Here is a 24,541-nt window from a genome sequence, read left to right as displayed (position 1 = left end):
AGCAGGCTTGCTCCTACAGGTACGCACAGCATTGTTTTTCACGAGGTGAAACCATGACCCTCTCGACGCTCGGCGATACCCAGGATTTTCACGATTTTCTAGACGCCTATCGCCGGCAATACCCGGACGACGTGCTCAGCGTCGCGCATTCCCTTTCAGCCGATCAGGATGTCACCGCCCTCGTCGATGCACTCGCCTCCCAGGGCCGCGATCCCTTGTTGATCTGCGAAAAAGTCGGCCACTTCGGCGCCCCGGTGGCCACCAACCTGTTCGCCTCCCGAACGCGCATCGCCCGAATGTTCGGTGTTGCCCCAGCGCAACTACACGAGACCTTCCAGCAACGCGCCAACAACCCCATCGCCCCGCGCTACGTTGAAACCGGCCCCGTGCTGGACGAGATCTTCGAAGGCGAAGCCGTGGACCTGGCGCTGCTGCCGATGCTCAAGCATTTCGCCAGTGATCGCGGCCCCTACATCACCAACGCGATCATCATTGCCGAGGACCCGGTCAGCGGCATCGCCAACATGAGCTACCACCGCTCGATGCGCCACGCCCGGCAGACGCTCGCCACCAGCCTGCACTCACGCGGCCACCTGTGGCGCATGCTGCAGACCGCCCGTGAGCGCGGCGAGGAATTGCGCGTGGCCATGGTGGTCGGCGCGCACCCGTTGTTCATGCTCGCGGCGGCGGCACGGCTGCCATTCGGCAGCGATGAGCGCGCAGTGGCGGGCGGTTTGTTCGGCGCACCGCTGGAACTGGTGAAAACCCCGCGCTACGGCATCGGCGTCCCGGCCTATGCAGAGTTTGTCCTCGAAGGCGCGATCGATCCGGCGGCCTATGCCGAAGAAGGTCCGTTCGGTGAGTTCAGCGGCTACTCCTCGGATCGCTCGACCAACAATGTGCTGCGGGTCGATACCCTGATGCGGCGCAAGGATGCCTGGCTGGTGGATGTGGTCGGTGGCCGCTACGCCGAACACCTGACCCTGGCGCGCCTGCCCCGGGAAGCCGAGATGAGCGAGAAACTCAAGGCGCGCTTCCCCGCCGTCACTGCCGTGCACTACCCCAATTCAGGCACCCATTTTCATTGCTACGTCGCCCTGGAGCAAAGCCGCGACGGCGAAGCGCGGCAGATCATGCTCGCCCTGCTCGGCTGGGACCCGTACCTGAAGACCGTGATCGCGGTGGACAGCGACATCGACATCAGCGACGACAGTCAGGTGCTGTGGGCGCTGGCTACGCACTTCCAGCCGCACCAGGACATCTTCGTCATCGATGGCTTGCCTGGCAGCCCGCTGGACCCGTCATCGTCCGTCGACGGCACCACCTCACGCATGGGCCTGGACGCTACCCGCGGTTCGGGATTCGACGGGATCAAGGCGCAGCTGGACCAGGACGTGCTCGACCGCGCCCGGCAACTACTCGCAGGCCTGCAATCATGAACCGCCAGCGCATGGTGGTCGGCATCAGCGGTGCGTCAGGTTTTATCTACGGCGTGCGCCTGCTGCAATTGCTCGCCGAGCTCGACATTGAAAGCCACCTGGTCATCAGCCGCGCCGCGCTGCTGACCATGGCCCACGAAACCGATTACAAACTGGCCGACGTCACGGCGCTGGCCAGCCATTATCACCGCGCTGACGACGTGGCCGCCGGGATCGCCAGCGGTTCGTTCCGCTGCCTGGGCATGGTGGTCGCGCCCTGCTCCATGCGCACCCTGGCGGAAATCGCCACCGGCACCTCCTCGGGCCTGATCGGCCGAGCCGCCGACGTCGCTCTCAAGGAACGTCGCACCTTGGTGCTGATGGCCCGGGAAACCCCGCTGACCCTCGCCCACCTGCGCAACATGACGGCTGTCACCGAGATGGGCGGCATCATCGCCCCGCCCCTTCCGGCCTTCTACGCCCGCCCGCGGGACCTTGCGCAAATGGTCGATCACAGCCTCGGCCGCGTCCTCGACCTGTTCGGCCTCGATGCTGGCACCGCAATGCGCTGGGGTGAACACACAAAACCCTGTGGGAGCGAGCCTGCTCGCGATAGGGCAATTACATCCAATATCCCTGTTGGCTGACACGCCGCCATCGCGAGCAGGCTCACTCCTACAAAAAAGCAGCATCCCTCCAAATTCATTGTGCACTGGTCAATTGTTATCAAGGAGCATCACATGAACACCCCCTTCAACGCCCCAACCCCCAACACCAAAATCCCGGTGACCATCCTCACCGGCTTCCTCGGCGCCGGTAAAACCACCCTGCTCAACTACATCCTCAAGCAAAACCACGGGCGCAAGATCGCCGTGATCGAGAACGAGTTCGGTGAGGTCGGCATCGACGGCGACCTGGTGCTCAGTTCCGAAACCGAAGAGATCTACGAGATGGTCAACGGCTGCGTGTGCTGCACCGCCGAGGTTCGCGAAGACCTGGTGCGCATCGTCCGTGAACTGGTGGCGCGGCCGGTGCGACTCGATCACATCCTGATCGAGACCAGTGGCCTGGCCGACCCGTACCCGGTGGCCCAGAGCTTTTTCATCAACGACCCGATCGCCGATGAAGTGGAACTCGACGCCATTGTCACCATGGTCGATGCCAGGCACATCGCCCAGCACCTGCACGACCTGCAACTCGATGGCGTGGACAACCAGGCGGTGGACCAGATCGTCTGCGCCGACCGCATTGTCATCAACAAGGTCGATCTGGTCAGTGACGCTGAAGTAGCGGCCCTGAGCGAGACCATCCGCGGGCTCAATGCCACGGCGGACCTGGTGACCTCCAGTTATGCCGAAATCGACCTGTCGAAAATCCTCGGCATCGGCGCCTTCGAATCCACGCAAAAACTCATGGAAATAGGTGCCGAGCACGATCACCACGCCGATGACCATCATCACGAACATGACGATCTCGATCATGACCACGATCCGAGCGTGTCGTCGGTGGGCATCGCCGTGGATGGCGCGGTGAACCTGGGCGACTTCCACCGCTGGATCACCCGCCTGCGTACCGAGCAAGCCGACAACCTGTATCGCATGAAGGGCGTGCTGGCGGTGGCCGATCAGGACCAGCGCTACGTACTGCAAGGGGTGCACAGCCTCGTCGAGTTCCGTGCCTCCACCCCATGGGGCGCCGAACCGCGCTCCAGCAAGATTGTGTTCATCGGCCGCGACCTGGACCGCGCGGCCCTGAACCAGGGCTTTGCCGCCTGCCTGGCAGGCTGAAAAAGGCATCGGAGCCGGTGGATGGCGGTTCCGGGCACAGAACGAATACCCCTCTTTACCGAATAACAACAGCTAGAGGTGATTCTCCATGTCGTCAGCCAATACCCCCGCAACGTCATCCATCCACCCCGTCGACCGGGTTCTGCCGGTACGGCAAATGCTCACCCTCGGCCTGCAACACATGGCCGTCTCGTACATCGGCGCCATCGCCGTGCCGATGATTGTGGCCAGCGCCCTGAAAATGTCCCAGGCCGACACGGTGGTGCTGATCAGCACCACGCTGTTCTGCTCGGGCATCGCCACCCTGCTGCAAACCGTCGGTTTCTGGAAATTCGGCGTGCGCCTACCGATCCTCCAGGGCGTGGCGTTCAGCAGCGTGGGCCCGGTGATCGCCATCGGCACCAACCCGGACGTCGGTTTCGCCGGAGTCTGCGGCGCGGTAATCGGCGCGGGCATTTTCACCATGCTGATCGCACCGTTCGTGGGTCGATTACGGCGCTTTTTTCCACCGGTGGTCACCGGTTGCATCGTCACTGTGATCGGCCTGCAGCTGTTTCCGATCGCCTATGAATGGGTCGGCGGCGGGCGCCATGCCAGTGATTTCGGCGCGCCAGCGTACCTGGCGGTCGCGGCGGTGGTGTTGCTCAGCATCCTGCTGGTCAACCGTTACGGCAGCCCGATGCTGCGCAACATGGCGGTGCTGGTGGGCATGCTGGTAGGCGCGGCGCTGGCCTACGGGCTGGGCATGGGCAGTTTTCACAGCGTGCAGGAGTCGCCGTGGCTCACCGTGCCCTACCCGTTCTACTTCGGCCTGCCGACCTTCAGCCTGATTCCCATTGCGACCATGGTGGTGGTGATGATCGTGCAGATGGTCGAATCCATGGGGCTGTTCGTCGCCATTGGGGACATCGTCGATAAACCGGTGGAAGAGAAGCAGGTGATCAACGGCCTGCGCGCCAATGGCTTGGCGAGCACCATCGCCGGGATGTTCGCGGCGTTCCCGTTCATTGCCTTCATGGAAAACGTCGGGCTGGTGATCCTCACCGGTGTGCGCAGTCGCTGGGTGGTCGCCATCAGCGGCTTGCTGATGTGCTCGGTGGCACTGGTGCCCAAGGCCGGGGCGATCATCGCCTCGATGCCGACCGCGGCCCTCGGCGGGGCCGGGATCGCCATGTTCGGCGTGGTCGCGGCAGCCGGGATCCAGACCCTGGCCAAGGTCGACTACGAGCGCAACCGCTACAACGTGCTTATCGTCGGTTTCACCCTCGCCGCCGCCCTGGTGCCGGTGCTGGCCCCGGCCCTGTTCAAGCAATTGCCCGAATGGTCGCAGCCGTTCCTGCACAGCAGCGTGGTGATCGCCTGCCTGGTGTCGGTGCTGCTCAACGCCACCCTCAACGGCGTCAGCGTGCCTGATGCCGCCACCAGCAAATCCGCCACCCACAGCCTCTGACTGGAGCCGACCATGACTCAACTGCAAAACATCCTGATCAAGAATCCTGTGGCGGTGATGACCGGCCTGCGTGGCCCGCGGGCCAGGGCCGGCGCCGTGGACATCCGCATCGTCGACGGGCGCATCGCCGAAATGGCCCCGGGTCTCCAAGCGCAACCCGGCGAGCGCCTGATCGATGCGCGCCACGCGGTGGTGTATCCGGGCTGGATCAACACCCACCATCACCTGTTCCAGAACTTGCTCAAGGCCGTGCCCGAAGGATTGAACCAGGACCTGCAAGGCTGGCTGGCCAGCGTGCCCTACCCGCGCCTCAACCGCTTCACGCCGCAACTGGCGCGGATCGCCGCACAACTGGGCATGGCCGAACTGCTGCTGTCGGGCGTGACCACCTGCGCCGATCATCATTACCTCTACCATGCCAACGGCACCACGGAGACCGGTGACCTGCTGTTCGACATGGCCGATCAGTTCGGCCTGCGTTTCGTGCTGTGCCGGGGCGGCGCGCTGGAGTCCGCCAGCGCCCATCCGGGGTTCTCGAAAACCGCGCTGCAACCGGAAACCCTCGACCAGATGGTCGGTGACATCGAACGGCTGAAGTCGCGTTATCACCAGGACACTCCGCACGCCATGCGCCGGGTAGTGGTCGCGCCGACCACACCGACGTTTTCTCTGCCGCCGACGCTGCTGCGCGAACTCGCCCACAGCGCACGCGGCCTCGGTTTGCGCCTGCACACGCACCTGTCGGAAACGCAGAACTACGTGAATTTCTGCCGCGAGAAATACAACTGCCTGCCGGTAGAGTTCGTCGCCGAACACGAATGGCTCGGCCCGGACGTGTGGTTCGCCCACGCGGTGCACATGCAACCCGGTGAAATCCGCATGCTCGCGCAAACCGGCACCGGCATTTCCCACTGCCCGGTGAGCAATGCGCGCCTCGGTAGCGGCGTCGCGCCGGTGCCGCAGATGTTCGAGGCCGGGGTACCGATTTCCCTTGGCGTGGATGGCGTGGCGTCAAACGAGTCCGGCAGCATGGTCGGCGAAGCGAACACCGCGTGGCTGATTCACCGGGCGCAGCAAGGCGCCTCTGCCACCACCGCCGAAGATGTCATCCACTGGGGTACGGCCGGCGGTGCCCGGGTGCTCGGGCTGGGTGCGGTCGGCACCCTGGAAATCGGCCAGGCGGCGGACCTGGTGATCTACGGTCTGGAGCATCCGCGCTTCTTCGGCTTCCACGACATTGCCGTCGCGCCGGTGGTGGCGGGTGAGCCGATTGCGGTGAAGTACAGCCTGGTCGGTGGCCGGGTGGTGGTCGATAACGGCGAGATCCCGGGGCTGGACATGCAGCGGATGCGGGCCGAGGCGTGGGATGGGGTGCGGCAGTTAATGAACATCGACAACTGATCCTCAAGCCACCCCGCTCCCCTGTAGGAGTGAGCCTGCTCGCGATAGCGGTGGGTCACCTACATCGATGTTGACTGATGTACCGCAATCGCGAGCAGGCTCGCTCCCACAGGGATCTCCACGATGCATAGGATTTATTGCCATGTCCGGCCTCAATGATCTTCTACAAGCCATCGACACCGCCGCCCACCACGGCGAAGAAAGCATCCTCGCCACCGTGGTCAAGGTGGAAGGCTCGGCCTACCGCCGTCCCGGTGCGCGGATGCTCATCCCCATTCACGGCCGCACCGTTGGCACCGTCAGCGGCGGTTGCCTGGAACAGGACCTGGCGAAAAAAGCCTGGTGGCTCACCGATTCCGGCGAACCGGTGGTGCGCCGCTACAGCACCGGCGCCACAGAGGATGAAGACGACGAGCAAAGCGCCCTGACCTTTGGCCTGGGTTGCAACGGCACGGTGTTCGTCATGCTCGAACGCCTTCGGGCGAAATCACCTTCCCCGGCCATCGAACTGCTGCGACGGGTGCGCGACCGTCAACAACCGGCCGCCATGGCCACGGTGATTGCCAGTTCCCGGGATGCATCGGCCCGGGTCGGTGACCGTCTGCTGTCAGACACCGAGGGCAGCCTGCGCAACCTGCAACTGAACGAGGCGATCCGCCGTGACCTGCACAAGACCCTGGCGCAGAAAAAGTCCTCGACACGGCTCTACTGCAACGCCCGTGGTGAGGTCGAAGTGTTTTTAGAGTACATCGCCCCACCGCCCCGCCTGGTGATTATCGGCGCGGGCCACGACGCACAGCCGCTGGTGCGCATGGCCAAGTTGCTGGACTGGCACGTCAGCGTCGTCGACAGCCGCAGCCACTTCGCCCGCGCCGAACGTTTCCCGCAAGCCGACGCCGTTATCCTCGCCAGCCTCGACAACCCGTTCGACCTGGCCCCGCTGATCGACGGCGCCTTTGTGGCGGTGATGACCCACAGCTACCGCCAGGACCGCCATTGGCTCGGACTGGCGCTGCAAGCCGCGCCCGCCTACATCGGCCAGCTCGGCCCCAGGGAGCGCACCGAACGCCTGCTGGCGGAAATCGGCCCGGGCCACTCGGCACTGCACTACCCGATGGGCCTCGACCTGGGTGGCGATGCGCCGCAGAGCGTGGCCCTGGCGATACTCGCCGAGATGACGGCGGTGATGCATCAACGCCAGGGCGGCATGCTCAGGCATCGGGGCAAACCGATTCACCAGGTGGATCTTGTGGTCAGTGAAAAGCTTGATCCGTCAGGTATATGCCCGCTGGCAGGTGCCACCTAGAGACCTGTTCCTGACTTCATCACCAACTCTATCCGCTCACGTGCCGCACTCGTCAAACGCTTCAAACCGAATGCCTTGGCGATCTCGTGCGGTCTGTCACCTGCCGAAATCAAGGACGCGACGACCAGTAATTCTTCAGCTGCAATCTCTTCTACTGACCGAGCATCATTTGACGCGCCGGCAATCCGATAACTATTCCAGCCAGCAACGTCGCTTTCAGAATGCCAGACGAACAGACCTTCGACGGGGTCGCTCCTCAGGTGATGATTTTTCTCCGTCAAATCCAGTACCCGTTCACGAATCAGACGTCCAGAGCGCTGAAAACCATGAGCCCTGGCAATCCGCTGAACCAACAACGAATCGAGTATTGGAGCTTCTTGAACTAACACATGGGCAATCAAATCTGAAAGAACAGCGTCGTACTCTTGAGAGTAAAACGCGTCGGCCTGAATCCGGTCACTCACATTCGTGAAGTCTGTGGCGCGATACTCGCCCTTCATTGCAGGCTTGGCGGGAGCAGCAAACGCGCCGGCAATCCTGATTTCCGCCTTCTCGTCAACGAGCCGATCCTGCGTGGAAGTACTGGCAATCTTCTCTGTCTGTTCAACGGTAGCTTCTGCCGACGGCGTCTGTACCAGGAGCAGATGAGGAACAGGTAGCTCTTGAGGCTGTGCTAGCGCCGGGACTGCGCGCGACTCACTCAACAGACTCTCGAGTGATGCATGCAAACGATCAAGTGCTCCAGACTTGTCAATCCACCATTCGGTAGACCACAGTCGAACCAGTTTCCATCCCAGTCCTTTAAGGATTGCGCCACGAACCTTGTCGCGATCTCTGGCTGTTGCTGCACTGTGATAAGTCGCGCCATCGCATTCGACACCGGCGAGATAGTCGCCCGGTCTATCCGGATGGACGATCCCCAGGTCAATTCGGAAACGTGATACACCAACTTGAGGCACAACCTGCCAACCCTTGCGTCTCAGCCCTTGAGCAACGGCTTCTTCAAATGGCGAATCATAGCCACCTACAGATCCCTGCACCGCCTCGGCAAGCGCCTTCGGGCCACGTTGGGCAAACTCGACAAAGTGCTTCAAATCCCGTACAGCCCGGGCGTTGGTGCGATTCAAATCGACCATTGACGAGTCGAAAGATGAAAAAACCAACATTTCCCTGCGCGCACGTGTAATCGCGACATTCAAGCGGCGCCACCCACCCTCTTTGTTCAAGGGACCGAAGTTCATCGACATGACCTGGGCACCGGGTTCGGTAGGACCGTAGCCAATACCCAACATGATCAGATCTCGCTCATCGCCTTGCACCGTCTCCAGGTTCTTGACCACGACAGGCTCAGCGATATCATCCTGGAAGAACGGCTCGATCTGCGGAAACTGCTGGCGCGCCCGGTCCAACAAATCGGTAATCAGTCTCTGTTGATCAGTGTTGAGCGTAATGATCCCGATGCTATGACCGGCAGCGACAAAGGCTGGGTCCAACAAACGCTTCACGGTTTCAGTAACGATAGCCTCGGCTTCTGCCTGATTGTGTCGCCCTTTACCCTTCGCATAAACGCCATCGACACGTCGCCATTCCACAGCGCTTGCGCGGGTCTCTGATGCCGGGAAAGTAATCAGGTTACTGTCGTAGTAACGGTGGTTTGAAAAAGCAATCAGACTTTCATGACGACTACGGTAGTGCCAGCTAAGGCTGTGGCTTGGAATACCCGCGCCGAGACACTCATCCAGGATACTTTCCATATCTTCCGACGTATCATCCTCTGTCGCGGACGCAGCACGATTGAAGAAGTTCGTCGGCGGCATTTGTCGGGGATCTCCCGCAATCACAACCTGCTTACCTCTTGCAATCGAACCAATGGCGTCCCACGGCGCGATTTGCGAAGCCTCATCGAAAATAACCAGGTCGAAAAGCGCCAGGTCCGTCGGTAGATACTGTGCAATCGAAAGCGGACTCATGAGCATGCAAGGGGCAAGCTTCGTCATGGCGTCCCCCATCTCGACAGCCAGTTGTCGCACGGGCTTGTGGCGTCGGGACTTCTGCAACTCGTGCTTGAGAATGCCAAAGCCACCCTGCTTGCCAATCTCGTTTTTCGACGGAATCACACCACACAGCTTCGCTCGTATGTACCGCACTGTGAGTTTGGACAAATCCTCATCAAGACGAACAAACGCCTCAATGTCGCTTGTGTGCTCGGCAGGTACGAAGTTTCGCAGCAACGGCTGCGCATCAATCATCACGGTCGCAAACCAGCGAGCGTAGGCAGTTTCGAAAGCATTGACAGTGCCACCTTCGGGCAATGCGTTCGACGCCAACGCATCACTTAAAGGTTGAAGCCCCGACGCGACCGCCTCCTCCCTGACTCGACACCAATCACACCAGGCCTTCAGCTTGGATTCCTGACGGATGATTGCATTGGCAGCCTCCAGCAGAGATTCGATTGTGAGCGTTTGCGCAATTGGCCGGTTGCCCAAGTCGTTGAATCGCTTGGCAGTTTCGTTGAAGTCAGCGAATGCATTTTTCAACTGCTGCAATGCCGAAGCAATAAATCCGCCACCGCCCAGTAACTCATTGGCTTTTACGACAAGCTTTTCAGTCGCTGCGCGCAAGGAAATCAAGTCTTCGGCAGACTCGGCTCTGGCGCTGATCATCGTCCTTAGACGTTCGCCCAGCTCGCACGCTTGAGCCATGGTTGGTGCATCACTGGACACGCCGTTCCATCCGGGCACGGAACTCACATCCGCAGCCAGGCCGTCCAGGGCGGTAAGCAGGTTACGCAGCTCGTTTAGCTTGAACAGGTCCGACTCGACTTGCGGAACTCCGACGGCGCCCCCTGCCATTGCCAGATTTTTAGCGACCTTCTTTTTACCAAGCGTCGCCAGGAACCAGAATCTGGCCTTCGCCGTATCCCAATCGTTTTTGACCTGTTCAAGTTTGATAGTGCGACAAGCGTCTGGCGCATACCGCAGGGACAGCGACTGCTCGATCTCTCGATATTCTGCGAGTAATTGAGCAGCTTTTTTGGCAGCACCGATCTTCGCGCTCGCGTTCAGCGTAAAGACAAATGAAAGATCAATGCCGTGGGTATCCATCAGGACCGCGACAAACTGGATCAGTCGTTCGATATCCTCGCTACTTGCAACCGCCAGTGGAAGGTCGGTTGCTTTCAGCAAACTGGTGCTGGCGACCTTGAGTCGCTCGATGGCGCCCGGAAGATCACTCGCTGCAGCAACAATTGCTTCCTGCCATCCGTTCGACCAATCCGTAGGGGCCAACAGTGAAAAGCTTGCAGACAGCTCTCGTGCAGCCTGGCTATTGAGATCGAGGCGTCTGGCGACATCGTGCAACCGAGCGTAAGCCTGGGCGTCGTGAGTTGTGCCCTCTGGCCATCCAATACGCGGTATCGAGGCATCGCCATCGCGAACAACCCGGCCAATGGCCTGGTGCACGGACAAACCGTTTGGTGCGCGGCGATGCATCAGCTCAACCACTTCATTGAGTCGATTTCTCAGCGTATGCAGCTTCGCCGTTTCAGCTGTCCACTCTTCAGCGGTCAGCGCATCACGAACGTCCCACGCTCGCTCGAGTTGCTTGAGCACTTCAACTTTCGACGTCTTGCTCGAATGGAGTTCAAGACAGAATTCGCCTAACCCCTGTTCTTCAAGTCGACGATAGACCACGTCCAGCGCCGCCATTTTCTCAGCGACGAACAAGACCCTACGACCCAGGGCAAGGTTGTGCGCAATCATGTTTGCAATGGTTTGGGATTTACCGGTACCGGGAGGCCCGTCGAGTACAAAGTCACAACCACTGGCCGAAGCGACCACGGCCGCCAACTGAGAAGAATCCGCCGGTAACGGTGTAAAAAGCTCGGCCGGGTTGACCTTCCTGTCCAGTTCGTTGGGTTGAGGAAAGTCACCCACCGTCGAATAACCTTCACCGCCAATGCTTCTTTCCAACAGGTGCTTGACCATGGGGCTTTTCAGAAGCTGTTCCGAACGCGCAGCCAGATCCTGCCACATCAGGTATTTCGCAAAGGAAAAAGTCCCCAGCACGAGCTCCGTGGTGACTTCGAATCCCGGCACATCCCTGATCGCGCGTCTGACCGTATTCCAGATGCCGGTTACATCGATACCGTTTTCATCGCTTGGAAGCTCCCCCTCCAACCCCGGGATGACCAACTCGAAATCGTGTCGCAGCAACTCGAGCAATGTCAGGTTGAAGCGCGGCTCATCTTCAAGCAGCGTCATGGTCACGCCCGACAAAGCACTTTTACGGTCAAGCTTCACCGGTAGCAAAATCAAGGGAGCCGAATAGGTTTTCGGATCGTCTGCCGACTTTTTCCATTTTAGAAAACCGAGGGCAAGAAACAGCGTATTTGCGCCCCCCTCATCAAGATCGCTCCGGGCTTTGCGATAGAGATCGATCAATGCAACTTCAAGCTTGCTCTTTTCCAGGGTGGCAAGTACTTCGCCTCGAGACAGCGCCGTCCTGGCATACTCATCGCGCAAACTTTCACTGTTCTGTTGCTCATACAGAGCCGCATCTCGCCCGCCCGCTTCGAGATCTGGCACCGAGACAATTCGAATACGCTTTCCGCTGGCAAGCTGATCCTCCAATTGCGCCGGTTCAGGACAAATCAGGCGGACACCCTTTGCGCTATCGGGCAAGTGCAGAAGTCGGTTGCGTGTGGTGAGGTCAAGAAGTTTGCGCTGCCAAAGTGTTAACTTGCCGGCGGGGGAATCTGCATCCGTAGATATCTCAATGTCGAAGCCAGGCAAAGGGGGAGCTTCTTCCAAAGACTCTGATACTTCTTGCGGCTCTTCAGCGGGACCAGACTTAGGCACAGACACCGACGACGCCAAAGGTCGGATGCGCTGCATACGCGCCCGATGTATATCAATGGCCATGATGAAGTCTTCATCATTGATTTGCCGCTCTGCATTGCTTATTGCCTGGCTGAAACCCGGCAAAGGAAAACGGGTTGCGAGCGTCGTTTCAAATACGAGCAATTCTTTCAAGTCGATACGCTTACGTACCGCGCTGGCTTCGTCCGTAATGAGCTGAGAGAACTCTTGTGGTTGAAGCCAGGCACCAACAAACGCATGCCCTTTGGTCATGATCAACAGCGCATTCAACCCGGCCTGCTCCAGAGCTGCCGCGAAAAGCAATGCCGTATCCAGGCACGTCGCTACACCGCCCTCCAGAACAAGGCCTGGCGTTCGAACCTTTTGCCCCTGGGTTTCAAAACTTGCGGGGGGTAACGCATAACTCAGTCTTAACCCGCACACAGCCGACCATATCGCGGAGGCCAGTTCCCATGTCCTGGTCCTGGATTTGCTTTCGTATCCGTCAATGCCATCTGCCTTTCCTGCACGACGCAAAACGTCCGATGCAGACTTCAAGATTCGATCGACCGCAGGGTCATTCGGCATGGCAAACGCGGGCAACAGCTCCGGCATGGAGTTAATACCGCCCCATTCATTTTTTGCCAGAAGCTCAACCGCAAATGATTGGCTGCAGAGCGTTTCCTCTTTGCAGCGAAGACGCAGAACGATGGTTGCCGCAAGACTTTCTGCAAGGTCAGCAAGATAGCCGGCATTAAGCGCCAGATTGCGCTCAGAGATATGAAGCGTCGAACCTTTACCCAGACGGTCCAGGCGCCACGTTTTACCTTCGAGAAAGGGAGGATCTGCCACAAGCTCCAGTTCAAGATCGTTGAAGTCTGCCTCACCGTGGTTGTGCACTGTCAGCTCTCGCAGAACCGGCACAGCATTTTGGTGGGAAGCGAAGCCAATCTTGTTGGCGATTACCCCCTCGATCTTGATGGTCATTAACCATTACTCCATGGTGAACTTGACAGCACGACTGTTAATACATGCACAAATGGCGGGCATACTCCCCGACACACAGGATTTTTGAAACCGCTTTTTTTGAATATCGTGGTTTTTCACCCAGCTATAAAAAAACGGCCGCAAGGCCGTTTCTTTAATTGAAGTAGTTACACACCCAATGGGGTTATCCGCTACCTGCTTAACTGACGCCAGCGATCGCCGCCGAAGCCGCCAGCATCGCCCGCAAGAGCACCGCACACCCGGCCGCCAGATCATCCGGAGCGGCGTTTTCGATTTCGTTGTGGCTGATGCCGCCTTCACAGGGTACGAAGATCATCCCGGCCGGTCCCAGCTCGGCAAGGAAGATTGCGTCGTGCCCTGCGCCGCTCACGATGTCCATGTGTGACAGGCCCAGCCCTTGCGCTGCGCTACGTACCGCTTCGACGCAACCCTTGTCGAAATACAGCGGCGGGAAATCTGCCGTCGGGGTCAGTTCGAAGGTCAGACCGTGTTCTTCGCAGATGGTTTCGATGACTTCGCGGACTTCGGCGATCATCGAGTCCAGACGCGCCGGTTCCAGGTGACGGAAGTCCAGTGTCATGCGCACTTCGCCCGGGATGACGTTACGCGAGCCAGGATAGGCTTGCAGACAACCAACGGTGCCACAGGCATGGGGCTGATGACTCAGGGCTGCACGGTTGACGGCACCGACGATCACCGCTGCGCCGACCAGTGCGTCCTTGCGCAGGTGCATCGGCGTGGGGCCGGCATGGGCTTCAACGCCGCGCAGTTTAAGGTCGAACCATTTCTGTCCGAGGGCGCCCATGACGACGCCAATGGTTTTGCGTTCATCTTCGAGGATCGGGCCTTGCTCGATGTGCGCCTCGAAATAGGCACCCACTGAGTGGCCGCTGACTTTGCGGGTTCCCGCGTAGCCAATGGCGTTGAGCGCTTCGCCCACCGTCACACCCTCGGCATCGACCTTGGCCAAGGTTTCCTCCAGGGTGAATTTCTCGGCGAACACGCCGGAGCCCATCATGCACGGGGCGAAACGCGAGCCTTCTTCGTTGGTCCAGACCACCACTTCCAGCGGCGCTTCGGTCTCGATGTTCAGGTCATTGAGGGTGCGCAGCACTTCGACGCCGGCCAGTACACCGAAGCAACCATCGAACTTGCCGCCCGTGGGCTGGGTGTCGATGTGGCTGCCGGTCATCACCGGTGGCAGGTCCGGGTTGCGCCCAGGGCGGCGGGCGAAAATATTGCCGACGGCGTCGATGCTGACAGTGCAGCCGGCTTCCTCACACCACTTCACGAACGTATCGCGGGCCTGGCGATCGAGGTCGGTCAGGGCCAGGCGACAGACGCCGCCCTTGACCGTGGCGCCGAGTCTGGCCAGCTCCATGAGCGACTGCCACAGGCGGTCGCGGTTGATGTGCTGATGGGTCGATTGCAGAACGTCTACGGCTGCGTTCATGGGGATCTCCTCAGGCTGTTCTTATGGTTTAGGCAATTGCGTGGTGTCTTTGAGGCCTCATCGCTGGCAAGCCAGCTCCCACAGGTATTGTGAACGCCCGAGAACCCTGTGGGAGCTGGCTTGCCAGCGATGGGGCCCGCCCTCACACCGCAGATTTTGCGACAGATGGGCTGGGCCGCATCGCGCACAACCCGTAATAAATCAACCCACCCAGGGCCGAGCCGGTAAACCAGCCATAGCTGTAGAACCAACTGAACACATCGCTGCCCAGGGACAGCAACGTCAACACCACCGGCACTCCGAAGGCGATAAAACCGTTCCAGTTCCACGCCGGATACACGTCGTCACGGTAAAGCCCGGCCAGGTCCAGCTGCTGCTTCTTGATCAGGAAATAGTCCACCACCATGATCCCGGCAATCGGCCCCAGAAGACTGGAATAGCCGAGCAGCCAGTTGGAGTAGACCGTTTCCAGGCTGAGGTCGGAAACGATCAGGCCGAGTTTCTTCAGCAGTTCATGGGCCATCAGAGCCAGCCCGACCAGCCCGGTAAGCATCACCGCCTTGGTCCGGTTGATCGCCTTGGGGGCGATGTTCTGGAAGTCGTTGGTGGGCGATACGATGTTGGCCGCGGTGTTGGTCGACAGCGTGGCGATGATGATCAGCGCCATGGCCAGCGCCACCCAGACCGGGCTCTGGATATGGCCGATCAGGGTCACTGGGTCGGACACCGTCACCCCCACCAGCTTCACCGAGGCGGCGGTCATCACCACGCCCAGGGAGGCGAACAGGAACATGGTCAGTGGCAGGCCGATGATCTGCCCGACGATCTGGTCTTTCTGACTTTTCGCGTAGCGGCTGAAGTCGGGGATGTTCAGCGAGAGCGTGGCCCAGAACCCGACCATCGCGGTGAGCCCTGCCGCGAAGTAACTGGCCACGCCCGCGCCTTCTGGACGCTTGGCCGGAATCGCCAGCAGCTCGGTCATCGACACGTTGGGCATGGCCCACACCAGCAACCCGACCCCCACCAGCACCAACAACGGTGCCGACAGGGTCTCCAGCCATTTGATCGACTCGGCGCCGCGAATCACCACCCACAGGTTCAGCGCCCAGAACACCATGAAGCCGATGACCTCGCCGGTGCCGCCCAGGGATTTCCAGCCCTCGAACACCGAGCCCAGGAACAGGTGGATCGCCAGGCCACCGAACATGGTCTGGATACCGAACCAGCCACAGGCCACCAGGGCGCGAATCAGGCACGGGATGTTGGAACCGAAGATGCCGAAGGACGAACGCAGCAACACCGGAAACGGGATGCCGTACTTGGTGCCGGGAAACGCGTTGAGCGTCAGCGGGATCAATACGATGATGTTGGCGAACAGAATCGCCAGCAGCGCTTCACCGACACTCAGGCCGAAGTACGCCGTCAGTACCCCGCCCAGGGTGTAAGTCGGCACGCAAATCGCCATGCCCACCCACAATGCCGTGATGTGCCATTTGTTCCAGGTTCGCTCGCGCACCTTGGTCGGTGCTATGTCGTGGTTGTAACGGGGACTGTCGAGGACATCGCTGCCGGCTTCCAGCTCGAACAAGCCGTCGCGCTCGTTCACTTGCGATCTGATCTGTTGCATGGCCGCTCCACTGATCTTTGAATTATTTTTGCTCATCAGGGGCTGGCGGCTTCAATAAACGTGCCGGTTGCCCCGCTTGCGCATCGGGCAGTTCCATAAACACTTTGTAAACAACTGATGTTTATCAGTTTTATTGGATCAACGGGGCAGCACTTGGTTAAAGGTCATGCCACTGGTCCGCCAAGTTGTCCGAACAGTCAGGACTCAATCTGGTGCATCGATGTTTTTCTCACGGTCGCGCATCAACCATAGACCATCCTCAAACGGCTGATTTCACATAAGAAATCTTGACCATATTTAGATCCTGTCAAGTGCGTCAAAATGGGGAGCGGCCGCACCATTTTGCTGATTTTGGCTATTTATCTTTATTTATCAGATAGTTAAAACATTCATAAGCTTATAAAAAATATTCTTGCTGATTCCCATAACTCGGACTAGCTTTTAATCCTGACAGCGATGACAGGAATACAACGGTTGACGCTGGCCTCATATAAAACATCTAGAACCGGCATCAGCCGGTCATGCCTGCGAGGAACTCGGAATGTCTCTGTTGATCCGTGGCGCCACCGTTATTACCCATGATGAAAGTTATCGCGCCGATGTGTATTGCGCAGACGGCGTAATCAAAGCCATTGGCGAAGACCTCGAGGCTCCCGCAGGTGCCGAGATACTTGACGGCAGCGGTCAGTACCTGATGCCCGGCGGCATCGATCCCCACACCCACATGCAACTGCCCTTCATGGGCACCGTGGCCAGCGAAGACTTTTTCAGTGGCACGGCAGCGGGCCTGGCCGGTGGCACCACGTCGATCATCGATTTCGTGATTCCCAATCCGCAACAGTCCCTGATGGAAGCCTTCCATCAGTGGCGTGGCTGGGCCGAAAAGTCGGCGTCCGACTACGGCTTCCACGTCGCCATCACTTGGTGGAGTGAGCAGGTTCGCGAAGAAATGGCCGAGCTGGTGATTCATCACGGGGTCAACAGCTTCAAACATTTCATGGCCTACAAGAACGCGATCATGGCGGCGGATGACACCCTGGTGGCGAGTTTCGAGCGCTGCCTGGAACTGGGCGCAGTGCCGACCGTGCATGCGGAAAACGGTGAGCTGGTGTATCACCTGCAACGCAAACTCATGGCCCAGGGCATGACCGGGCCCGAAGCGCATCCCCTATCGCGCCCCTCGCAGGTGGAAGGCGAAGCCGCGAGTCGCGCCATCCGCATTGCCGAAACCCTCGGCACGCCGCTGTATCTGGTCCACGTCTCGACCAAGGAGGCCCTCGACGAAATCACCTACGCCCGCGCCAAGGGCCAACCGGTCTACGGCGAAGTGCTGGCCGGGCATCTGCTGCTGGACGACAGCGTCTACCGGCACCCGGACTGGCAGACCGCCGCCGGTTACGTGATGAGCCCACCGTTCCGTCCTCGCGGTCACCAGGAGGCGCTCTGGCATGGCTTGCAGGCGGGCAACCTGCACACTACCGCCACCGACCACTGCTGCTTCTGCGCCGAGCAAAAAGCCGCCGGCAAAGACGACTTCAGCAAGATCCCCAACGGCACCGCCGGCATCGAAGACCGCATGGCCGTGTTGTGGGATGAAGGCGTGAACACCGGGCGTTTTTCGATGCAGCAATTCGTCGCGCTGACCTCCACCAACACCGCGAAAATCTTCAACCTCTACCCACGCAAAGGCGCGATCCGCGTCGGCGCCGATGCCGACCTGGTGCTGTGGGACCCACAAGGTACGCGGACGATTTCCGCCAAGACCCATCACCAGCAGGTCGACTTCAACATCTTCGAAGGCAAGACCGTGCGCGGTGTACCGAGCCATACCATCAGCCAGGGGCGCGTGGTCTGGGCCGATGGCGACTTGCGCGCTGAACGTGGTGCCGGGCGCTACATCGAACGGCCGGCATATCCGGCGGTGTTTGATTTGCTGAGCAAACGGGCTGAGTTGAATCAGCCCACTGCTGTTAAACGCTGAAAGCGGCCTCCGGCCTATCGCTGGCAAGCCAGCTCCCACAGGTTATGTGAACGCCCGAGATCCCTGTGGGAGCTGGCTTGCCAGCGAAGAGGCCAGTACAGCCACAAAAAATGCCCATCAGAGGCAGCACCTCAAATAACCGTGAGGCCCAAACCGTGATCAAGACCCTGACCCACCTCCCGCATCCCATTGAGAGCGCGGCCGCCCTCGCCGGCCATTTCACCGACCTGGCGCCGCCACTCAACGATCGCCAGGCTCACCTGGAAGCTTCGCGCTGCCTGTATTGCTACGACGCGCCCTGCGTGAATGCCTGCCCGAGCGAAATCGATATTCCCTCGTTCATCCGCAACATCCATCAGGACAACGTGCAGGGCGCGGCGCAGAAAATCCTCTCGGCCAACATCCTCGGAGGCAGTTGCGCCCGGGTCTGTCCGACCGAGATTCTTTGCCAGCAAGCCTGTGTGCGCAACAACGCCCATGAATGCGCGCCGGTGCTGATCGGCCTGTTACAGCGTTATGCCGTGGACAACGCACACTTCAGCCAGCACCCGTTCCCCCGTGCCGCCGCCACCGGCAAGCGCATTGCCGTGGTGGGTGCCGGGCCCGCCGGGTTGTCCTGCGCCCACCGCAGTGCGATGCACGGCCATGACGTGGTGATTTTCGAGGCCCGTGAAAAGGCCGGCGGCCTGAATGAATACGGGATCGCCAAGTACAAACTGGTGGACGACTACGCACAGAAAGAGCTGGAATTTCTAATGGAGATCGGCGGAATTGAAATCCGCCACGGCCAGAAACTGGGAGAGAACCTGACCCTCAGCGACCTGCATCAACAATTCGACGCGGTGTTCCTCGGCCTTGGTCTCGCAGCCAGCAAGCAGCTGGGCCTGGCCCATGAAGACGCGCCCGGCCTGCTGGCCGCCACCGACTACATCCGCGAACTGCGCCAGGCCGATGACCTGAGCCAGTTACCACTGGCCGACCACTGCATCGTGCTCGGCGCCGGCAACACCGCCATCGACATGGCGGTGCAAATGGCCCGCCTCGGCGCCCACGACGTCAACCTGGTCTATCGCCGTGGCGTCGAGGACATGGGCGCGACCCATCACGAACAGGACATCGCCAAGGCCAATCAGGTACGCCTGATGACCTGGGCCCAACCGGAAGAAGTCTTGCTCGATGACCAAGGCCAGGTGCGCGGCATGCGATTCGCCCGCACCCATCTGGTTGAAGGCCGCTTGCAAACCACCGGTGAAACCTTCGAGCTGGCCGCCGACGCGATTTTCAAGGCCATCGGCCAGGCCTTCGACAGCAGCGCCCTCGCCGATCCGCTGGCCCGGGAACTCAAGCGTCAGGGTGAGCGCATCCAGGTGGACGAAAACCTGCGCACCAGCATCCCCGGCGTGTATGCCGGCGGCGACTGCACCAGCCTCGACCAGGATCTCACCGTGCAGGCGGTGCAGCACGGCAAACGCGCCGCCGAGGCGATCAACGCTCAACTGATGCTCAACGTGGAGGCTGCATAAATGGCCGATCTGTCGATTGTCTTCGCTGGCATCAAGTCCCCCAACCCGTTCTGGCTGGCCTCCGCGCCGCCGACCGACAAGGCCTACAACGTGGTCCGCGCCTTCGAGGCCGGCTGGGGCGGCGTGGTCTGGAAAACCCTGGGGGAAGACCCGGCGGCGGTGAACGTGTCGTCGCGCTATTCGGCGCACTTCGGGGCGAACCGGGAGGTACTGGGTTTCAACAACATCGAACTGATCACCGACCGCTCCCTGGAGATCAACCTGCGGGAAATCACCCAGGTCAAGAAGGACTGGCCGGACCGCGCGTTGATCGTCTCGCTGATGGTGCCCTGCGTCGAAGAATCCTGGAAACACATCCTGCCGCTGGTGGAGGCCACGGGGGCCGACGGCATCGAGCTGAACTTCGGTTGCCCCCACGGCATGCCCGAGCGCGGTATGGGCGCGGCGGTCGGCCAGGTGCCGGAATACGTCGAGCAGGTCACCCGCTGGTGCAAGACCTATTGCTCATTGCCGGTGATCGTCAAGCTGACGCCGAACATCACCGACATCCGCGTGGCTGCCCGCGCGGCGCACCGTGGCGGCGCGGATGCAGTGTCGCTGATCAACACGATCAACTCGATCACCAGCGTCAACCTGGAGCGCATGGTTGCCAATCCGATTGTCGGCAGCCAAAGCACCCATGGCGGCTATTGCGGCTCGGCGGTCAAGCCGATCGCCTTGAACATGGTCGCCGAAATCGCCCGCGACCCGCAGACCCATGGCCTGCCCATCAGCGGCATTGGCGGCATCGGCAACTGGCGCGATGCCGCTGAATTCATCGCCCTGGGCAGCGGCTCGGTGCAAGTGTGCACGGCGGCGATGCTGCATGGCTTCCGCATCGTCGAGGAGATGAAAGACGGCTTGTCACGCTGGATGGACACCCAGGGCTACACCAGCATCGCCGAGTTTTCCGGGCGCGCGGTGGGCAATACCACCGACTGGAAGTACCTGGACATCAACTATCAGGTGATCGCGAAGATCGATCAGGAGGCGTGCATTGGTTGTGGGCGCTGCCATATCGCTTGTGAGGACACCTCGCACCAGGCGGTGGCCAGCCTCAAGCAGGCGGACGGTACGCATAAGTACCAGGTGATCGAGGATGAGTGTGTGGGCTGCAACCTGTGCCAGATCACCTGTCCGGTGCAGGATTGCATCGAGATGGTGCCCATGGAAAACGGCAAGCCGTTTCTGGACTGGAATCATGATCCGCGCAATCCGTACCATGTCGCGGTTTGAGTTCTGCGGCGTCTGAACTGACGCCTTCGCGGGCAAGCCCGCTCCCACAGGTTTTGTGAACGCCAGAGAAACCTGTGGGAGCGGGCTTGCCCGCGATGAGGCCATCAGCAACACCGAAGGCCTCAGGGCTCCAACCCAATCCCCCGCAAAATCACACTGGTCACCGTCTGCACCGCCCGCTCGAACTGCATGTCCGACAACGGCTGATGATCATTCAAAATATTTACCTGGTGATCAAAGTCGGCATAGTGCTGGGTCGAGGCCCAGATCATGTACAGCAGGCTTGAAGGCTCCACCGGCAGGATGCGCCCGTCGTCCACCCACTGGCGAATCTTCGCTTCCTTCATCTTGGCCCAGTCGTACAGGCTCGCGTCCAGGGTCTCACCCAGGGTCGGCGCGCCGTGGATGATTTCGTTGGCCCAGACTTTCGAGCCGTAGGGCCGGCTGCGTGAGTGGTTCATCTTGGCGCGGATGTAGCTGCTGAGCACTACACGGGGGTCGTCGAACATCTCGAAGCACAGGGCGTCCTGCTTCCACACTTCCAGCAGGTCGAACAGCACGGCGCTGTACAGTTCGGTCTTGGTGCTGAAGTAGTAATGCAGGTTGGAGCGCGGCAGTTGCACTTCGGCGGCGATGTCGGCCATGGCGGTGCTGCCAAAGCCTTTTTCGGCGAAGACCTTCTCGGCCCCCAGCAGAATTTTCTCGACGTTACTGCGACGGATCTCGATCTTGTGATTGCCCATGAGGGCTCCCTGACAACAACATTAAACAAGACTAGCATCCGCTCTAGCTCGCGGCGACAGGGCACAGGCAATCTTCGTACGACCAGGCTTGCACAGCTGGACTGCGCCTCACTTCGAACCTGCCGCTAAAGCACTCATCCTGCGCCCCCACAAAGTCATCGTATAACTTCCAATTGACAACCCCTGAAAATCCCGCAAATATCGCCGCCAACGTTGTACGACGACGTATAACAAAAATAAAAACAAAAAGCAGCAAGGGAGCGTCACAGTGAGCCAGCTCGTCCGCGATTCGTCCGCCCGTACCCCACGCCCATCCTTCACCCGCTTGCAGACGCTGAGCCTGTTCGGTTGCACCAGCCTGGCCCTCGCCCTGCCCGTCAGCAGCCAGGCCGAAGGCTTCACCGATGACGCCAAAGCCACGCTGAACCTGCGCAACGCCTACTTCAATCGCAACTACATCAACCCGGCCTACCCCCAGGGCAAGGCTGAGGAGTGGACACAGAACTTCATCCTCGACGCGAAGTCCGGCTACACCCAGGGGCCGGTCGGCTTCGGTGTGGATCTGCTGGGCCTGTATTCGCAGAAGCTCGATGGCGGCAAAGGCACCGGGGGTACGCAGTTGCTGCCGATCCACGGTGACGGCCGCCCGGCCGACAACTTCGGGCGCCTGGGCGTGGCGCTCAAGGGCAAGATTTCGAAAACCGAACTGAAGGTCGGCGAATGGATGCCGGTGCTGCCGATCCTGCGTTCCGACGACGGCCGCTCGCTGCCGCAGACCTTTCGCGGCGGCCAGGTGACCTCCACCGAGATCAGCGGCCTGACACTCTACGGCGGGCAGTTCCGGCAGAACAGCCCGCGCAACGATGCGAGCATGGAAGACATGTTCATGAACGGCAAATCGGCGGCCTTTTCCTCGGATCGCTTCAATTTCGGCGGCGGCGAATACGCCTTCAACGAGAAACGCACCCAGGTCGGCGTGTGGTATGCGCAGCTCAGCGACATCTACCAACAGCAATACTTCAACCTCAGCCACAGCCAGCCCATCGGCGACTGGACCCTTGGCGCCAACCTCGGCTACTTCATCGGCAAGGAAGATGGCAGCGCCCTCGCCGGCGACCTCGACAACAAGACCGCGTTTGCCCTGCTCTCGGCCAAGTACGGCGGCAACACCTTCTACATCGGCCTGCAAAAACTCAGCGGCGATGACGTGTGGATGCGGGTCAACGGCACCAGCGGCGGGACCCTGGCCAACGACAGCTACAACTCCAGCTACGACAACGCCCGGGAGAAGTCCTGGCAGGTGCGTCATGACTACAACTTCGTGGCCCTCGGCATTCCCGGCCTGACGTTGATGAACCGCTACATCAGCGGCGACAACGTGCACACCGGCACCATCACCGACGGCAAGGAATGGGGTCGCGAATCGGAACTGGCCTACACCGTGCAGAGCGGCGCGCTGAAAAACCTCAACGTCAAATGGCGCAATGCGAGCATCCGCAAGGATTTCAGCACCAACGAGTTCGATGAGAACCGGCTCTTCATCAGTTATCCGATTTCGTTGTTGTAACGCACCCCTTGTGGGAGCTGGCTTGCCAGCGATGAACCTGAGAACGCTGCTGGGTGTCAGGCTTCCAGCGTTATCGTTGACGACCATCGCGAGCAGGCTCGCTCCCACAGGTTCCGGGCCAGTCCAGAGATTTAATCCCGGCAGGAGGGAGACGACCCTCCGTCAATTTCCACTAATGTCGCGTTGACAAAAACCGGAAAGTCTACCGATACTTCAGCAAAGTCGTACGACAACCTACAACGACCGAATAACAACAATTGCTTGCCAGGGATTCCCATGACAACCACCGCAACCGCCCAAACGCCCTTCAATCGCCTGCTGCTGACCGGTGCTGCCGGTGGCTTGGGCAAAGTCCTGCGCGAGAGCCTGCGCCCGTACGCCAATGTCATTCGCCTGTCGGACATCGCCGACATCGCCCCCGCCATCGATGATCGCGAGGAAGTCGTACCCTGCGACCTCGCCGACAAGCACGCCGTGCACCAACTGGTCGAAGGCGTGGACGCGATCCTGCATTTTGGCGGCGTGTCGGTTGAGCGCTCGTTCGAAGAGATCCTCGGCGCCAACATCTGCGGCGTCTTCCACATCTACGAGGCGGCGCGCCGGCACGGCGTCAAGCGCGTGATCTTCGCCAGTTCCAACCACGTGATCGGCTTCTACAAGCAGGACGAAGTCATCGACGCCCACTCCCCTCGCCGCCCCGACAGCTACTACGGTTTGTCCAAGTCCTACGGCGAAGACATGGCCACCTTCTACTTCGATCGCTACGGCATCGAGACCGTCAGCGTGCGCATCGGCTCTTCGTTCCCCGAACCGCAAAACCGCCGGATGATGAGCACCTGGCTGAGCTTCGGCGACCTCACCCAACTCCTCGAACGTGCGCTCTATACCCCGAACGTCGGCCACACCGTGGTCTACGGCGCCTCCGATAACAAGGACATCTGGTGGGACAACCGCTACGCCAGTGCCCTGGGCTACGCCCCGCAGGACAGCTCCGAAGTATTCCGCGAAAAAGTCGAAGCCCTGCCGTTGCCAGCCGCCGATGACCCGGCGCGGGTTTACCAGGGTGGTGCCTTTTGCGCGGCAGGCCCGTTCGGCGACTGATCACCCCTGACCCGGATCCCCAGCACAACCAACCCAAGGAAT

Annotated in this window: 15 protein-coding genes; 11 read left to right on the top strand and 4 right to left on the bottom strand. The window is 60.3% G+C overall.

Going from position 1 to position 24,541, the window contains the following annotated elements; translation table 11 throughout:
- Positions 1-53 precede the first annotated feature (53 nt).
- From OH720_RS14690 to OH720_RS14665, 6 genes are all read left to right on the top strand, one after another.
- Positions 54-1,439, top strand: a complete 1,386-nt coding sequence (locus OH720_RS14690; RefSeq protein ID WP_272606213.1) for a UbiD family decarboxylase — start codon at positions 54-56, stop codon at positions 1,437-1,439.
- Entirely contained in the window at positions 1,436-2,065 is a 630-nt protein-coding gene (locus tag OH720_RS14685) for a UbiX family flavin prenyltransferase (protein ID WP_272606212.1), read from the top strand. Before OH720_RS14690 ends, OH720_RS14685 begins: the two co-directional genes overlap by 4 nt.
- Before the next feature lie 93 nt (positions 2,066-2,158).
- Positions 2,159-3,205 carry a CobW family GTP-binding protein gene (locus OH720_RS14680; protein ID WP_272606211.1) on the top strand — a complete coding sequence of 349 codons (1,047 nt, stop codon included), beginning with the start codon at positions 2,159-2,161 and terminating at the stop codon, positions 3,203-3,205.
- An 88-nt stretch (positions 3,206-3,293) separates the two neighbouring features.
- Entirely contained in the window at positions 3,294-4,655 is a 1,362-nt protein-coding gene (locus OH720_RS14675; protein ID WP_272606210.1) for a nucleobase:cation symporter-2 family protein, read from the top strand.
- A 12-nt stretch (positions 4,656-4,667) separates the two neighbouring features.
- Positions 4,668-6,056 carry an amidohydrolase family protein gene (locus tag OH720_RS14670; RefSeq protein ID WP_272606209.1) on the top strand — a complete coding sequence of 463 codons (1,389 nt, stop codon included), beginning with the start codon at positions 4,668-4,670 and terminating at the stop codon, positions 6,054-6,056.
- A 142-nt stretch (positions 6,057-6,198) separates the two neighbouring features.
- On the top strand, positions 6,199-7,362 hold the full coding sequence (locus OH720_RS14665; RefSeq protein WP_272606208.1) for an XdhC family protein: 1,164 nt from the start codon (positions 6,199-6,201) through the stop codon (positions 7,360-7,362).
- Here the strand turns inward: OH720_RS14665 and OH720_RS14660 are convergent.
- The 3 genes from OH720_RS14660 to OH720_RS14650 all read right to left on the bottom strand — a co-directional run bounded on the left by OH720_RS14660 (position 7,359) and on the right by OH720_RS14650 (position 16,309).
- Positions 7,359-13,208, bottom strand: a complete 5,850-nt coding sequence (locus OH720_RS14660) for a DUF3320 domain-containing protein (protein WP_272606207.1) — start codon at positions 13,206-13,208, stop codon at positions 7,359-7,361. The genes OH720_RS14665 and OH720_RS14660 overlap by 4 nt on opposite strands.
- Positions 13,209-13,407: 199 nt before the next feature.
- On the bottom strand, positions 13,408-14,682 hold the full coding sequence (locus OH720_RS14655) for a Zn-dependent hydrolase (protein WP_272606206.1): 1,275 nt from the start codon (positions 14,680-14,682) through the stop codon (positions 13,408-13,410).
- Positions 14,683-14,824: 142 nt separating this feature from the next.
- A complete protein-coding gene (locus OH720_RS14650) occupies positions 14,825-16,309 on the bottom strand; it encodes an NCS1 family nucleobase:cation symporter-1 (protein WP_008059322.1) in 1,485 nt (494 codons plus the stop codon).
- 541 nt (positions 16,310-16,850) lie between these two features.
- Here OH720_RS14650 and hydA point away from each other — a divergent pair.
- The 3 genes from hydA to preA all read left to right on the top strand — a co-directional run bounded on the left by hydA (position 16,851) and on the right by preA (position 21,088).
- Entirely contained in the window at positions 16,851-18,290 is a 1,440-nt protein-coding gene (hydA, locus tag OH720_RS14645) for a dihydropyrimidinase (protein WP_272606205.1), read from the top strand.
- A gap of 155 nt (positions 18,291-18,445) precedes the next feature.
- Complete coding sequence (locus OH720_RS14640) at positions 18,446-19,813, top strand: NAD(P)-dependent oxidoreductase (RefSeq protein WP_272606204.1); 1,368 nt, start codon at positions 18,446-18,448, stop codon at positions 19,811-19,813.
- Positions 19,814-21,088 (top strand): NAD-dependent dihydropyrimidine dehydrogenase subunit PreA, encoded by a 1,275-nt coding sequence (gene preA, locus OH720_RS14635; protein WP_272606203.1) that lies wholly within the window; start codon positions 19,814-19,816, stop codon positions 21,086-21,088. It begins immediately after the preceding gene.
- A 122-nt stretch (positions 21,089-21,210) separates the two neighbouring features.
- Here preA and OH720_RS14630 read toward each other — a convergent pair whose 3' ends face one another.
- Positions 21,211-21,831 carry a TetR/AcrR family transcriptional regulator gene (locus OH720_RS14630; RefSeq protein WP_272606202.1) on the bottom strand — a complete coding sequence of 207 codons (621 nt, stop codon included), beginning with the start codon at positions 21,829-21,831 and terminating at the stop codon, positions 21,211-21,213.
- A 268-nt stretch (positions 21,832-22,099) separates the two neighbouring features.
- Between OH720_RS14630 and OH720_RS14625 the strand changes: the two genes are divergently transcribed.
- Both OH720_RS14625 and OH720_RS14615 read left to right on the top strand, forming a co-directional pair.
- Positions 22,100-23,398: an OprD family porin gene (locus OH720_RS14625; protein WP_442967297.1), complete on the top strand. Its 1,299-nt coding sequence runs from the start codon at positions 22,100-22,102 to the stop codon at positions 23,396-23,398.
- A 276-nt stretch (positions 23,399-23,674) separates the two neighbouring features.
- Positions 23,675-24,499 (top strand): NAD-dependent epimerase/dehydratase family protein, encoded by an 825-nt coding sequence (locus tag OH720_RS14615; protein WP_272606201.1) that lies wholly within the window; start codon positions 23,675-23,677, stop codon positions 24,497-24,499.
- Positions 24,500-24,541 lie beyond the last annotated feature (42 nt).

The organism is Pseudomonas sp. WJP1 (genome assembly GCF_028471945.1).
Lineage (GTDB): Bacteria > Pseudomonadota > Gammaproteobacteria > Pseudomonadales > Pseudomonadaceae > Aquipseudomonas.
The sequence above is the reverse complement of the archived record's forward strand: the minus strand, read 5'-3'. Positions and strand labels throughout refer to the sequence as shown.

Excerpts from the sequence above, each read along its gene's own strand:
- OH720_RS14690 (WP_272606213.1), top strand. The coding sequence starts at position 54 with ATGACCCTCTCGACGCTCGGCGATACCCAGGATTTTCACGATTTTCTA.
- OH720_RS14685 (WP_272606212.1), top strand. The coding sequence starts at position 1,436 with ATGAACCGCCAGCGCATGGTGGTCGGCATCAGCGGTGCGTCAGGTTTT.
- OH720_RS14680 (WP_272606211.1), top strand. The coding sequence starts at position 2,159 with ATGAACACCCCCTTCAACGCCCCAACCCCCAACACCAAAATCCCGGTG.
- OH720_RS14675 (WP_272606210.1), top strand. The coding sequence starts at position 3,294 with ATGTCGTCAGCCAATACCCCCGCAACGTCATCCATCCACCCCGTCGAC.
- OH720_RS14670 (WP_272606209.1), top strand. The coding sequence starts at position 4,668 with ATGACTCAACTGCAAAACATCCTGATCAAGAATCCTGTGGCGGTGATG.
- OH720_RS14665 (WP_272606208.1), top strand. The coding sequence starts at position 6,199 with ATGTCCGGCCTCAATGATCTTCTACAAGCCATCGACACCGCCGCCCAC.
- OH720_RS14660 (WP_272606207.1), bottom strand. The coding sequence starts at position 13,208 with ATGACCATCAAGATCGAGGGGGTAATCGCCAACAAGATTGGCTTCGCT.
- OH720_RS14655 (WP_272606206.1), bottom strand. The coding sequence starts at position 14,682 with ATGAACGCAGCCGTAGACGTTCTGCAATCGACCCATCAGCACATCAAC.
- OH720_RS14650 (WP_008059322.1), bottom strand. The coding sequence starts at position 16,309 with ATGCAACAGATCAGATCGCAAGTGAACGAGCGCGACGGCTTGTTCGAG.
- hydA (WP_272606205.1), top strand. The coding sequence starts at position 16,851 with ATGTCTCTGTTGATCCGTGGCGCCACCGTTATTACCCATGATGAAAGT.
- preA (WP_272606203.1), top strand. The coding sequence starts at position 19,814 with ATGGCCGATCTGTCGATTGTCTTCGCTGGCATCAAGTCCCCCAACCCG.
- OH720_RS14630 (WP_272606202.1), bottom strand. The coding sequence starts at position 21,831 with ATGGGCAATCACAAGATCGAGATCCGTCGCAGTAACGTCGAGAAAATT.
- OH720_RS14615 (WP_272606201.1), top strand. The coding sequence starts at position 23,675 with ATGACAACCACCGCAACCGCCCAAACGCCCTTCAATCGCCTGCTGCTG.